This is a genomic window from Nitrosomonas nitrosa (assembly GCF_003051105.1).
In the GTDB taxonomy this organism is placed as follows: Bacteria; Pseudomonadota; Gammaproteobacteria; order Burkholderiales; family Nitrosomonadaceae; genus Nitrosomonas; species Nitrosomonas nitrosa.
The window spans coordinates 94,130-108,279 of sequence record NZ_QAOO01000007.1; the positions used below are offsets into that span (position 1 = coordinate 94,130).

Below are 14,150 nucleotides of genomic sequence, written 5' to 3' on the forward strand. Positions count from 1 at the left end.
GCTCTACTTTTCGATGGTCGATGTTCTTTTTTGCAAAAACTCAGGTAAATACTCTCCAACACCCTTATATTCTGGCCTAATTTGGCTATAGCCTCTAATTTCAGGAAGAATTTCATTTTCATTTGTTCGGAAACTTTTCTGGGTTTGCTGTTGGGCAAAGGCTGGAATACCTCCAAACACAGGCTGCCCAGCTGACTGATTACGCTGCTGCCGCTGCGCTCTTTGTTGACGCCGCACCAATGACTGGTATTGATGAAAAACAATACAATTCGCAAAAGGGTAGCAAGGACTATAAAACCCGTGGCCGAGATAGGGGAATGTATGAAAAATGGCGGCATCGCCAGCTCCATATACGCCCAGCCTAACATCACCGACCATTCGACCATCAACATACAAATTACTGGAAACTGACTTACCCGCATAAAAGGAAGCGCTCACCGCAAGGAGACATGACACGATGATTAGCTGCCTGGCTTGATAGCTTGCTAAAGGAATACCATTTTCGCTACAGTTAACCATTTCCCGGCCCCTCCTGTATTCTCGATCGCCAGTTTCTTGTGGGAGCCTCTAAAAACCCCTATATCGTCACAATACGGCATTGATCAATAAATAATTCTTTACCTATCAATCTTAGGCCACGACAACGTTCTTTTGTTCTCAGCTCACCTTGCGTAAGGCACTGAACTTTTTGCCCCCCTTAATTTCTGTTGCCGTTACCCAAAAACCCAAACCTAGAAAATGGATAACGCATCCCTAGCAGGTTAGTCTAATCTTTTCAATTGCTCCAATAGTTTTGTCATCGTTTCATTGAATCCCGCCAATCTCTTTTTTTCCTGATCAACAACCTTTTCTGGTGCACGTTGTACAAAATCCGGATTATCAAGCTTTACCTTTGCTTTATTAATCTCGATTTCGATACGAAGAATTTCCTTATTAAGCCGTTCTCGCTCAGCCGTCACATCAATTGTAATTTTAAGCATCAACCGAAATCCACCTACTACCGAAACCGGCGCATCGGTTAACGGCAATCCATTCGTCATAATTTCAACACTGGATAACTTAGCTAATGCCGCTAAGTAGGCCACGTGATCTGCCAACAAAGCATTATCGCCTTCAATAAGCAAAGGGACTCTGTCGGCCGGGGACAGCTTCATCTCTCCTCGCAAAGCACGACAAGCATTGACCATTTCTTTGAGCAGCACAATCCGATCGTTGGCTACTTTGTCGATACGTGCAGGATCAGCCCGGGGATAAGGCTGGCGCATGATACTTCCACCTTGTTTACCCGCCAGGGGTGCAATTTTCTGCCATAGTTCTTCCGTAATAAAAGGTATTACCGGATGCGCTAGCCGGAGCGCAGTCTCCAGAACACGCACCAAGGTACGGCGTGTCGTCCGCTGCACAATGTCGTCACCTGTACTTAATTGCACCTTAGCAAATTCCAGATACCAATCACAGTACTCATCCCAAACAAACTCATAGATCTCGCGAGCAGCCATATCAAAACGATAGCCGCTAAAAGCTTGTGCCAAACCCTGCTCAGCTTGCTGCAAACGACCGATAATCCATTTATCGGCATGCGTCAATGTTATAGGCATCGACGCATCCAAACCGGTATCTTTTCCATCACAATTCATGAGCACAAAGCGGCTCGCATTCCATAACTTATTACAGAAATTCCGGTAACCCTCGCATCGCTGTAAATCGAATTTTATATCCCGGCCATACGATGCTAAGCTTGCGAAAGTAAAACGCAACGCATCAGCACCAAATGCCGGTATCCCCTGTGGAAATTGTTGCCGTGTATTTTTCTCGATAGGTTCAGCCTGTTTTGGATTCATCAGACCTGTCGTACGCTTTTTAATCAATTTCGGCAGCTGAATACCATCGATCAAGTCGAGCGGATCGAGCACATTTCCCTTCGATTTACTCATCTTCTGACCTTCCGAATCACGAATCAACCCGGTCACATAAACTTCCCGGAAAGGCACTTTACCGGTAAAGTGCAACGACATCATGACCATACGCGCGACCCAAAAGAAAATAATATCAAAACCCGTTACCAGCACCGAAGTAGGCAGAAAAGTTTTGAGTTCGGTCGTCTGTTGGGGCCACCCCAAAGTAGAAAAGGGCCATAAAGCAGATGAAAACCAGGTGTCGAGCACATCTTCATCTTGTTTGAGATTCTTTTTGCCAGAAAGCTGCCGCGCTTCCTCAAGATTGTGCGCAACCGTCACATTACCATCCTCGTCATACCATGCTGGAATACGGTGTCCCCACCACAATTGACGAGATATGCACCAGTCCTGAATATTTTCTAACCATTGGTTATATACATGCGTCCAGTTTTCTGGTGTGAAACGTACTTCGCCATTTGCCACTGCGGCCAACCCACGTTTTGCCATACCTTCCATCGCGACATACCACTGGTCGGTCAGCATTGGCTCTATAATGGCCTGGGTACGGTCTCCCCGAGGTACCATCAGTTTATGTGGACGAGTTTCGAGCAGCAAGCCTTGCGCCTTTAAATCAATCAAAATCTTCCTACGAGCATCAAGACGATCTAACCCCTGATACTCGGCTGGCGCTAATTCATTAATTTTCCCATCAAGGGTAAAAATATTGAGTGGGATCAACTTATGACGCAACCCAACTTGGTAATCATTAAAATCGTGCGCAGGCGTGATTTTCACGCAACCTGTGCCGAACGCAGGATCAACATAGTCATCCGCAATGATGGGAATGGTGCGCTCACTCAGAGGCAGTCGCAGGTGCCGTCCGATCAAGTGCCGATAACGCTCGTCCTCAGGATGAACGGCAACCGCCATATCACCCAGCATCGTTTCTGGTCGCGTCGTTGCAACGACCAATCCCGCTTCACGCGATGCGGTATTTGAATCTTCTTCTAAGGGATACTGGATTAACCAGAGAGAACCGGTTTCTTCCGTGGAAACGACTTCCAAGTCGGAAACTGCAGTTTGCAGCACAGGATCCCAGTTGACTAGCCGTTTCCCGCGATAAATCAGCCCTTCCCTATATAGTCGCACAAACACTTCCGTTACAGCACGGGACAGTCCTTCATCCATGGTAAATCGTTCGCGTGACCAGTCACAGGACGTGCCCATTCGACGCATCTGACGCGTAATGGTTGAACCCGAGGCTTCCTTCCACTGCCAAACGCGTTTAAGAAACGCATCGCGCCCGAGTGCACGCCGATCGAGATTCTCCTGATCCAACTGGCGTTCGACAACAATTTGCGTCGCAATACCTGCATGATCGGTACCTGGCTGCCATAATGTGTTATCCCCCAACATGCGGTGATAGCGTATCAGTGCATCCATCAACGTATGCTGAAAGGCATGCCCCATGTGTAAAGTGCCCGTAACATTGGGCGGAGGCAACATAATGCAATAGGGGGTTGCACCTTCTTGATTGGTCGGTCTGAAATAGCCTGCTGACTCCCACTCAGAGTACCAGCGCGCTTCGATTAACTTAGGGTCAAAACTTTTAGCAAGCTCCATGGAAATAACCGTTAATTTAACAACAATAGTAAACTTGTCATTATATCGGAGGGATGTGCAGCCGAGTGATAAACCCTGCAGTTAAAGATTTTTAGGCAACCGGTGTGATAATGCCCGGAGCAGCGCCAATCGATCCGCGGGGCTGAGATTGATTCGAGTTTCCCTCAGCGCAGCATCGAACGCATAGCAAAGCAAGAGAGAAATATCCGCCTCTTCCGGCCAATCTCGCGAAAGCAGCGAGCATCGTTCAGTTAATTTTGGAATGACTCGAGCTCCCGAAGCCGTTGTATTGCCTGAATGAGCTTCTTCGACTTGGACAGGATCCCGAAAAGGAGATATGGTTTCTTTGGGATGAATCACCGCGGAAGATTCCCGTCGATACTTCAGTAGCACTGCATCGATTTTATTCAGCAAGACTTCTTCATCTAAATCGGAAGGCATCTCAGAATGATCGGTCATAAATAGATAAATAAGATAAGGAGAAAGTATAGGCACCCGCTACTTAGATCGGTGATAAACCACGAAGCCGCATCTGAAGCAATAGGGTTCATTCTTGATTACGATCGAGCCGATGATGATGCACGCTGAGCCCCTGTTCTTGATAGAACCGATACCGTGCGCGAGCAGCTTCTCTATCCTCAGGCTCAATACCCACAATTTCGATCACTCGCTGGAACTGTTTATAGTGAGGCGGTATATCGTTGTGCAGATTAAGCATTATTTCATAATGCCTAATCCATTCACTTTCATCGCTACGCTCACTTAAGATAACGGGCGTTTTACTCGCCGCGCTATCCTCGATCCTACAATGGGGCACAAAGCTGATTGGTGAGAATGTCCAAAGTAGTTTATCAAACTGCCTCAACAAGTTTGCATCCGGTATATAAATGATCATACTCGTCGCGTGTTGAACCGCTTTAGCACTTAATCGGCATGCAACCAACCATTTATCAGTGGCACCTGAATAAAAATCGACCTTCGTTACCATAACATCACAAAAGCAATCCTCACGAACCAACCGAACCATCACACGCCGCAGCAGACCATATCTATCTATTATATTTATTTGAATAATGCGCCCATTCTCTGCCATTCATCATGTACTAAGCTTTTGCTCTCGAAATCAGGAACTGCGTCAACAGCGGGACCGGCCGGCCCGTCGAACCCTTTTCATTACCCGATTTCCAGGCCGTTCCCGCGATATCCAGATGCGCCCAAGCATACTTCTCTGTGAAACGTGACAAAAAACAAGCTGCCGTGATAGTCCCTGCCCACCGTCCACCGATATTCGCCATATCCGCAAAGTTACTTTTTAACAGATCCTGATAATCATCCCATAAGGGTAACTGCCAGACGCGATCCGAAACCGTATTGGAAGCCTCTATCAATTCTTGGGCTAACTGCCCATTATTACTCATCAATCCGGAAGCGACATGACCCAGCGCGATGACGCAAGCACCGGTTAGCGTGGCAATATCGATTACCACATCAGGTTTATAACGTTCGGCATAGGTCAGCGCATCACACAATATCAACCGCCCCTCAGCATCCGTATTTAGAATTTCGATGGTTTGCCCCGACATGCTGGTGACCACATCTCCCGGCTTGGTCGCGTTACCTCCAGGCATATTTTCAGTAGCAGGTATGATGCCAACAAGATTGAGCGGGAGCTTCATTTCCGCTACCGCAGTCAATGTTCCTAACACGCTTGCCGCGCCACACATATCGAACTTCATCTCATCCATTTCTGCAGCAGGTTTCAATGAAACGCCCCCGGTATCGAATGTCACCCCCTTTCCTACCAGCACTATTGGATTTTCCATCTTTGGGAGACCACGATATTCCAGCACGATCAGTTTAGCCGGTTGATGACTACCGCGGGCTACTGCCAGGAATGCACCCATTCCTAGCTTTTCCATGTCTTTAGCGCCTAAAACGGATACTTTTAATTTATATGCTTTGGCCATATCGGTAGCCTGCTCAGCCAGATAGGTCGGCGTACAGATATTCGGCGCGAGATTGCCAAGGTCTTTAGCCATAGCCATGCCATGAGCAATGGCAGTTCCCTGGTTGATCGCTTTTTCTCCAGCAGACAGTGATGCTGGGTCATTCACAACAATTGTGATTTTGTTTAAAGGCGGCGGCTCTTTTTCCGGTTTACTTTTTAGCCGATCGAAACGATAAACAGCGTCCGAAGCCAGAATCACCGCCTGGATGACTTTCCAATTAATATCCCGTTGTTTTAACGGAACATCCGCCAGAAAAAAATTGGCATCACTCGCACGCGTTTGCAGCAACGCTTTAAGTGCCGCGGACACAGCCTGCCGATATGCCTTGTCGTTAAAATCTTTTTCTTTGCCCAAACCAACAAGTAATACGCGCTTGCTCGGTATATCAGGAATATGATGCAATAACAAGGTCGTGCCTACTTTGCCTTCCATATCACCCTGACGCAAGATATCGCTGAGGTAACCTTTCGAAGCATCATCTATAATACGAGCCGGCTCGCTCAGTTTGCGCGATTCAAATACACCCACTATGCTACAAGCACCACGCAACTTATCCGGGGCACCGATCTTGATTGCAAAATCCACTTTTTACTCCTTGTTCATTTAACGACAATTAAATCTACATGGATTATCGCTGCTCTTCTTACATAAAGTCAAAGTAAGCGATACCGCAGAACTAGGTTAAAATCTCTTTCATATCAATTTACAGTTAAATTTCTCATGAATCTCATTATTCAAGGGTTAAATATCGAAAATAGCGATCTCAGAGCACTCGCCAAACTTGCTCACGCAAGCCATATCGAACGCGTTACCGGTCAAGCATTTCGCCTTGTCAATGCTGCCCCCCACCATGATATTCCCAACTACTGCCAAGAAGCACAACTCGATTTCGCTTTTGTTCCAGCCAGTATGAAACTCTCTGATTTCGGGTTGGTTGCCATGGATATGGATTCGACGCTCATTGCCATCGAATCGATCGATGAAATCGCCGATATGGGCAAAATCAAACCACAAGTTGCAGAAATTACACAATGCACCATGCGAGGTGAAATCAATTTTGTTGAAAGTCTCATTCGCCGCACCGCCCTGCTGTCAGGACTACCACAAGAAGCATTGCAAACTGTTTATGATGAAAAAGTAAGATTGAATCCAGGCGCAGAAAAAATGCTTCAGCGCATGCAGCAGGCGGGAATCAAGACTATGGTAATCTCAGGAGGCTACACATTTTTCACCGACAAAATTAAGACGAAGCTTGGCTTGGATTATGCTTTTGCCAATAAATTGGAAATCAGCGACGGCAAGTTAACCGGACAGGTTCTCGGTAAAATCATTGGCGCCGAAGGAAAAGCCGAGGTACTAGAACGGATTCGAAATGAGTTAGGTCTCAGAAAAGAACAAGTCATCGCGATCGGTGACGGCGCAAACGATCTTAGTATGCTGATGTCTGCCGGTATCGGCATTGCCTATCATGCCAAACCTATCCTAAAAGAAAAATCAACTTATTCGATCGATTATGTAGGATTGGATGGTGTTGTTAATCTGTTTGAATAATTATACCCCACACTCAACGTGACACGTCTTTTGTGGCTTGGCATAGGCACAATGTTCGCTTAGGCAAAATTACTTGCAGCAGCCTATATTACGCACGATCTGCCAGGTGTTTGAACCAATGCTTTTTCAACTTTTAGGAAATACGGATAGCCTAATATTGGTTTTTAAAGAATGAACATAAAAAAGTTTACCGTAAGTATCACCCGGAATAGTATCTGGAGTATTTTATTATTGTTTCCCTTCACTGCAGGTTGATGGTCAGGGCCGATGCTGTCCGCATTGAGCTTTAATAACGGCATCTAATTGATTGATTGGCATGGCAGCAGCCGGCACAAGCGTCATCTTCTACACAGGCTGCTGGCATCGCAACGGTTACGCATAAACATATAGATATCGGTTTTATGCGGTTTTGATTCGATTCGATTCGCTTTAATCAAATAGACCCGTCGACAAATAGCGATCACCGCGATCGCACACAATAAATACTATCACGGCATTTTCTACCTCGGCTGAAACCTTGAGCGCTGCGGCCAAGGCTCCACCAGATGAAACACCTGCAAAAATACCTTCCTCTCGCGCTAAGCGTCGCGTCATCGCTTCTGCCTCCTGCTGGGAAACTAACAGAATACGATTTATTCGATTGGAATCGTATATTTTTGGCAAATAATTCTCTGGCCATTTACGTATACCAGGTATTTGTGAACCCTCTTCTGGCTGCACTCCGATAATTTGAATCGCAGGTTTTTTTTCTGTGAAAAATCGAGCACATCCCATAATTGTCCCCGTTGTTCCCATACTGCTCACAAAATGGGTGATTGTCCCATTGGTATCTCGCCAAATCTCTGGAGCAGTCCCTACATAATGGGCCAGTGGATTATCGGGATTAGCAAATTGGTCCAGAATGATGCCTCTTCCTTCATCGCGCATTTTTCCAGCAATATCGCGCGCCTCTTCCATACTCCCCTCCTTAGGTGTCAGTATGATTTCCGCACCGAACGCGCTCATTGCCTGCCGCCGTTCTACACTTTGATTTTCCGGCATAACTAGAATCATGCGATAACCCATCATCGCCGCTGCCATCGCCAATGCTATGCCGGTATTGCCGCTTGTTGCTTCGATCAGGGTATCACCCGGTTTAATGTCACCACGCTGTTGCGCGCGCATGATCATAGAAAGCGCAGGCCGGTCTTTGACTGAGCCTGCCGGGTTATTTCCCTCGAGTTTAGCAAGCAAAGTATTGGTGGTATTACCTGGAATCCGTTTGAGCTTTACTAAGGGTGTATTACCGACAAAATCTTCGATAGTTTTAAACATAAGCCATACTTTTGCTGAATAGCTATCAATTATCGCATACACCACTCGCAATGAACGCGAAAAAACAATGCAAACGCCCCCCAGAAATCAAATTTTCTGGGGGGCGTTCAGCCTATCAACTTATGGATTGGAAGCTTCTTTCTGTCCAACTGCAACTTTTTCTTGCTCTTCTGCAGTCGATGCGTTATCTACTGTGATTTCATTTCGGATTTGGTTGAGAGTTCCAGGCCCAATCCCATTGACCTTTGCTAAATCATCGACTGATCCGAACAAGCCGTTCTGTGTACGGTATTCGATGATCGCCTTTGCCTTAGCTGGCCCAACGCCTTTCAGTGCTTCGAGCTCCGACTGTGAAGCAGTATTGATATTAACACCTGCATGAACAACGCTACTCAACACAAAAAAAACAACCAAAAACAACAATTGTATTCTCATAATTTTTCCTCGTTGTTGATTAAGATATTTTTGCTTCCAAACCAATACAGTTAAAAAGCAAAAAATATATCGGCACTTCTTTCAATCAACTTGAGAAAAATTGTGATATAGCGAGATTATCCATTAAGCGAAACGGAAACGGCTTCGCTTGATAATCAAAATAGTCATCAGCGGCAGGATAAAATTGATCGCTGTCACAGCCATTAGCAACCATCCAAGTTCACTGTAGTCGGCTGGTATCATGATTTCACCTGTTAGGGGATCAGTTACTTCTCGAGTAATGGTAAAAAGTTGATTCATGTATTTAGTACTGAGCTGAGATGCAGACAATGCTAAATTTGTGAATGATGCCATAACTGCAAAAAAAGTCGCCTTAAGCTTATCAGGCGCTGAATTAGCTATCCATGCCAGCATGGGAATCATGGCAATTTGACCCAGGGGAGATTCCAGTGCAGTGTCGATAATGGCAATAAAGCGCGCATCGACAACCCCCCCCGTATGTGCGGCAGTCCACTCATGCAAGCCATAGTACATTCCGATAATAGGAAACGATAATAATGTCCCCGCAATCGTCAGTGCTCCGATAATGTAAGCCATCGAACGTTCTGCCATGAAACGGCGGAATATAAACATTCCAACCAGTGTCAAGGCAGCGCCAATCAGCGATAGGGTTGCTAGAAATTGCTGATCGAAGTTCAGTTGATCGATCATCCACCAGGTCGCGCCTGCCCCCGGCGTCGGCAATGCGCGAAACACAAATATTAAAATGGCGGTACCGACTAATACACGCCTCGCGTCAACATCGAGCTCTCCGGAAAGCTGCCCTATCAGAAAAAGGACGATCCCCATCGATAAACAGAATACGATTTCCTCAGCAGCAGGGAAACCGCCTAAGCCGATACTCAACGAAACAATCGTAAATGCCGCACCGCCTCCTAATATCCACCAATTGATGGGGGGTGCTTCGGCATGCACGCTCAATAATGCCTCAGATTCCTCCCGACTATACCCTTGCGCCACAAAATGCTTGATATTTTTTCGCCGCAACCAGCTTGCTATAAAAACCCCACAAACTGAGATCAATGGAATGATCAAGGCAAGCTCATATACGAGCAAATAAGCAGCTGTTTTATCTTCCTCAGGCATGGAACCCACATCGCGCATCAGAAATACATTGGCTGCTGAAACAAGTACACTCCCCCCAATGATCGCGACTCGACCCAGGGTTTGCATCGTGACATGCATTTGTTTGCGCTGATCTAGTGGCAAAGGTTGTCCATCCTCTGTCACTCGCGGGACAGCCTCGACTGTCATCGCATCCGCTACCACGTCCTGTAAAACATAGCCGACTGGTGCGAGCAAAGTCGCCGCAATATACCAGCTTTCAACCGATGCGATAGCAAGCATCGTATCAGTATAACCAAGCAGCCCGATCATAATCAGCAAGCTCATCATAATCAGGCTCGCACCCAGATAAACAAGCAAGCTCTTCCAACGCCACATCAAATCGACAAGATGACCCAGCGGCATTTTCAGTGCCCACGGCAGGGCCATCCAGAATCCCAACGCTGCCAAAAACTCGGCCGAAAGCCCTAGCCGTTCTTTAACGAAAAAGGTACCGACGATAGCTGTCAGACTGGAAATACCTGCTGCCAAATAAACCATCAAAGGAGGCAAATAGGCAAACCGCATCTCGCGACCTAGCGAAAATACATGTCTATCAAACCAATGATGTACAGCAGTCAGCACCCTCACTCCGGTTAAATTTACATCCATTTATTTTTATGTTTGTTTTGATAATAATTCATGGAGGGTTATCCCCATCAAGCAAAAATCGCATTCCAGAACGAGATGTTTACCATGACTTCATGATAGGTTTGCTCAGGTTGGGCGTTTTCCAATTTTAACCTTGACCAGTCTTTCTGCATTGTTACGCAATAATGTCAAGGTCACTTTCTGACCAGGCTGGATAGCCGCCACTAGATTGAGCACTTCGGAAGAATCCATAACCGACTTACCCTCAACGGCCAATAGAATATCACCCGGTTTTATTCCTGCTTCATCTGCCGGACTATTTCTCAATACGCCGGCGATCAATGCGCCGCCCGTTTTTTTCAGCCTGAATGATTCTGCAAGTTCAGGTGTAATATCCTGCATGCTTACACCCAACCACCCTCGCGTGACCCCTCCTGTTTCGATAATTTGTTCCATAATCTGTTTGGCTGCATTGGCAGGAATGGCAAAACCGATACCGAGCGACCCGCCTGTTCGAGAGTAAATCGCCGTGTTGATCCCGATCAAGTTACCCGCTGCATCAGTTAGCGCCCCTCCCGAGTTACCTGGATTGATCGCAGCATCGGTCTGAATAAAATTCTCGAAAGTATTAATTCCCACTTGAGATCTTCCCAGCGCTCCGATAATACCCATAGTGACCGTTTGACCGACCCCAAAAGGATTACCGATCGCCAGCACAATATCCCCGACTTTAGCTTGTTCAGATTGACCGAACTTTATACTCGGCAAGTTTTCCATATCGATCTTTAGTACAGCGAGATCACTCTCCGGATCTGAGCCAATGTTACGTGCTTTGGCACTACGGCCATCGAGCAGCGCAACTTGGATTTCGCTGGCAGCTTCCACGACATGATGATTGGTTAAGATGTAACCCTCTGGGCTAACGATAACACCCGAGCCCAGACTCGACGTTCGCCGTGGCCTCGACTCAAAACGCTCACCGAAGAAACGCTGAAAGACCGGATCATCAAATAGCGGATGAGAAGGCATCCGAACTTCCTTGCTGGTAAAAACATTGACCACTGACGGCATCGCGATTTCAGCAGCCATATTGAAGCTACCGGGTCTGGGAAGATAATCGGTTGGCGCGACCTCTCGTATTGTGGCCAGCTTGCCTCGAGGGGTCCATGGCAATAACTCAGGGCGAAGCGTAGAAACAACAAAAAAAATGGCCAACATGACCGTGACTGTTTGTGCAAAAATTAACCAAAGTTTATTCATATCAGCGCATTAATTAAGAATGACAATATTCAGACATAGGGGATAGTGAAGAAAAAATGCAACAAAATGCACTTGAAAATTATTTGAACCAATTATTGGATATTCCACGTTTTCATGATTATTGCCCAAACGGACTGCAAGTGGAAGGGCGCACTCATATCCATAATTTAATCAGTGGCGTAACGGCTTCACTGGATTTCCTGAATAATGCGGTTGCCATGGATGCCGATGCCGTCCTAGTCCACCATGGATACTTCTGGCGTGGTGAAGATCCTGCCTTACGCGGCATGAAGTATCGTCGTATCGCTTTATTGATAAAACATGAAATCAATTTATTTGCCTATCATTTACCATTGGATGCGCACATCGAGCTCGGCAACAACGCACAGTTAGGGAAAAAATTAAATTTCATGACAAAAGGCTACTTCGGCGAACAAAATCTAGCGGTATATGGCCAGCCAATACATGAGTTAACCCTACAACAGCTAGAAGCGCAAATATCATCTACTTTAGTTCGCAAACCCGTGATCATAGGCGATCCAGCCAAATCTATCCGGCGCGTAGCATGGTGCACCGGTGCTGCTCAGAGCTATTTCGAGGAAGCTATCCGATTGGGTGTAGACGCATTCATTACTGGCGAGATTTCCGAACAAAACGTGCATGCGGCGCGGGAATCAGGGGTTGCATTCATTTCAGCTGGACATCATGCAACCGAGCGTTATGGCGTGCAAGCACTGGGAGAACATATTGCCCAGCAATTCAATATCGATCACCAATTCGTAGATTCGGATAACCCAGTTTGATTCGATCGATCACAAATGAAAAAAGAATAGCCAGAAATAATCACCCTCTTATTATAAAAATGCCTCTAAAAGCCATTAATCTTTTTTCTTGTCCTTATCCTTGTCCTTCTTTTTTGGCAAAGTCCACCAAATGATAAAAAGAAACAATCCCAGCGCCACTGCAGCTTCAACAGCTAATATCCACATATTTTTCCGCTTGTTGTATAGTTTGTAATTATTTATGAGATATAACTTTATCTAAAAACTCGATGAAAAACCAATCAACTTTAGCTGTTCTTGCATTTTTACTGGGGTGGCTTACCGCTTGCAAAACCGACACAATCTCGCCAGCACCTGTCCCGACGCCTTCCTCTCCAACTGCTAGCGCAAAAACGCCTGTCAATCCTTCGCCCTCCCCGATTACCCCAAGCATCAGTAAGCTCAAAGCAGTCGATTGGTCTCAGTTGAAGCAATGGGAGCAGGATACCTTTTTGCCGGCATGGAGCGCGTTCCTGCAAAGCTGCAATGCTTTAAGAAATCAGCCTTTATGGCGTGAATCCTGCAATCAAGCAAATGCAATCAAACAGCCCAATGAAAATACCATCAGGCACTTCTTCAAGCACCATTTCATCCCGCATCAAGTATTCAATCTGGATGGCAGCGACGAAGGGTTAATCACGGGCTATTATGAGCCATTGCTAAGAGGCAGCCGCACACCCAATCATCAATATCGCTATCCATTATATGCACCGCCCGATGAATTGCTCATCATTGATTTAGGCGACGTTTATCCAGAGCTCAAGAATCTACAACTGCGTGGCCGCCTGGAGGGCCGTAAGGTGGTGCCCTACTATAGCCGTGCGGAAATTGAAAACAATCTTCCTGCATTGAAAGGAAGGGAATTGCTATGGGTGGACGATCAAGTCGAACTTTTTTTCCTGCAGATTCAGGGTTCCGGTCGTATTGTGCTAGAAAATGGAGAAATTCTTCGAGTTGGATATGCTGAACAAAATGGCCATCCCTATCAATCAATCGGTAGACTGCTGGTTGAACGAGGCGAACTACCATTGGAACGCGCCTCCATGCAAGGAATTAAATACTGGGGACAACAAAACCCTGATAAATTGACTGAATTACTGCATCAGAATTCACGCTTCATTTTCTTCCGCGAGCTTCCAGACAACTTACCCGGCCCAGTCGGTGCGCTCGGCGTGCCACTCACTGCGGGTAGAAGCCTCGCCATCGACCCACGTGCCGTACCGCAAGGCGCTCCCGTCCTGCTCTCTACCACCTGGCCGAATACCAATCAACCGCTCAATCGGCTGATGGTGGCTCAAGATACCGGCAGTGCGATCAAAGGGGGTGTACGTGCCGATTTCTTCTGGGGATATGGCCAGGAAGCAGCGAATCAAGCAGGAAAAATGAAGCAGAAAGGTAAAATGTGGGTATTGTTACCCAAGAATTATGCTTCACATCTTCAGGCGAAGAAATAGAGATATACTCAGGCTGCTGCATCAGCAGTC

12 protein-coding genes are annotated in these 14,150 nt (G+C 46.4%); 3 read left to right on the forward strand and 9 right to left on the reverse strand.

Going from position 1 to position 14,150, the window contains the following annotated elements; all coding sequences use genetic code 11:
- Nucleotides 1–3: 3 nt before the first annotated feature.
- The 5 genes from C8R30_RS05380 to C8R30_RS05400 all read right to left on the reverse strand — a co-directional run bounded on the left by C8R30_RS05380 (nt 4) and on the right by C8R30_RS05400 (nt 6,115).
- Nucleotides 4–519, reverse strand: a complete 516-nt coding sequence (locus C8R30_RS05380) for a hypothetical protein (RefSeq protein ID WP_107789715.1) — start codon at nt 517–519, stop codon at nt 4–6.
- A gap of 242 nt (nt 520–761) precedes the next feature.
- Nucleotides 762–3,521 (reverse strand): valine--tRNA ligase, encoded by a 2,760-nt coding sequence (locus tag C8R30_RS05385; protein WP_107789716.1) that lies wholly within the window; start codon nt 3,519–3,521, stop codon nt 762–764.
- An 81-nt stretch (nt 3,522–3,602) separates the two neighbouring features.
- On the reverse strand, nt 3,603–3,962 hold the full coding sequence (locus C8R30_RS05390; protein ID WP_107783824.1) for a hypothetical protein: 360 nt from the start codon (nt 3,960–3,962) through the stop codon (nt 3,603–3,605).
- A gap of 106 nt (nt 3,963–4,068) precedes the next feature.
- A complete protein-coding gene (locus C8R30_RS05395) occupies nt 4,069–4,509 on the reverse strand; it encodes a DNA polymerase III subunit chi (RefSeq protein WP_107783861.1) in 441 nt (146 codons plus the stop codon).
- Between the two features lie 115 nt (nt 4,510–4,624).
- On the reverse strand, nt 4,625–6,115 hold the full coding sequence (locus C8R30_RS05400) for a leucyl aminopeptidase (RefSeq protein ID WP_107789718.1): 1,491 nt from the start codon (nt 6,113–6,115) through the stop codon (nt 4,625–4,627).
- 135 nt (nt 6,116–6,250) lie between these two features.
- Between C8R30_RS05400 and serB the strand changes: the two genes are divergently transcribed.
- Nucleotides 6,251–7,081: a phosphoserine phosphatase SerB gene (gene serB, locus C8R30_RS05405; protein ID WP_090667682.1), complete on the forward strand. Its 831-nt coding sequence runs from the start codon at nt 6,251–6,253 to the stop codon at nt 7,079–7,081.
- Between the two features lie 429 nt (nt 7,082–7,510).
- Here the strand turns inward: serB and cysM are convergent, their stop codons facing one another.
- From cysM to C8R30_RS05425, 4 genes are all read right to left on the reverse strand, one after another.
- A complete protein-coding gene (gene cysM, locus C8R30_RS05410) occupies nt 7,511–8,395 on the reverse strand; it encodes a cysteine synthase CysM (protein ID WP_090667685.1) in 885 nt (294 codons plus the stop codon).
- A gap of 120 nt (nt 8,396–8,515) precedes the next feature.
- Entirely contained in the window at nt 8,516–8,830 is a 315-nt protein-coding gene (locus C8R30_RS05415; RefSeq protein WP_090667688.1) for a ComEA family DNA-binding protein, read from the reverse strand.
- Between the two features lie 123 nt (nt 8,831–8,953).
- The gene (locus C8R30_RS05420; protein WP_107783827.1) at nt 8,954–10,606 is read right to left on the reverse strand and encodes an MFS transporter; all 1,653 of its coding nucleotides are present in this window, start codon (nt 10,604–10,606) and stop codon (nt 8,954–8,956) included.
- Between the two features lie 105 nt (nt 10,607–10,711).
- Nucleotides 10,712–11,845, reverse strand: a complete 1,134-nt coding sequence (locus C8R30_RS05425; RefSeq protein ID WP_090667693.1) for a Do family serine endopeptidase — start codon at nt 11,843–11,845, stop codon at nt 10,712–10,714.
- Between the two features lie 56 nt (nt 11,846–11,901).
- Between C8R30_RS05425 and C8R30_RS05430 the strand changes: the two genes are divergently transcribed.
- Both C8R30_RS05430 and mltA read left to right on the forward strand, forming a co-directional pair.
- The gene (locus C8R30_RS05430; RefSeq protein ID WP_107783829.1) at nt 11,902–12,648 is read left to right on the forward strand and encodes a Nif3-like dinuclear metal center hexameric protein; all 747 of its coding nucleotides are present in this window, start codon (nt 11,902–11,904) and stop codon (nt 12,646–12,648) included.
- Between the two features lie 248 nt (nt 12,649–12,896).
- Nucleotides 12,897–14,120 carry a murein transglycosylase A gene (mltA, locus tag C8R30_RS05435; RefSeq protein WP_090667699.1) on the forward strand — a complete coding sequence of 408 codons (1,224 nt, stop codon included), beginning with the start codon at nt 12,897–12,899 and terminating at the stop codon, nt 14,118–14,120.
- Nucleotides 14,121–14,150: the final 30 nt, after the last annotated feature.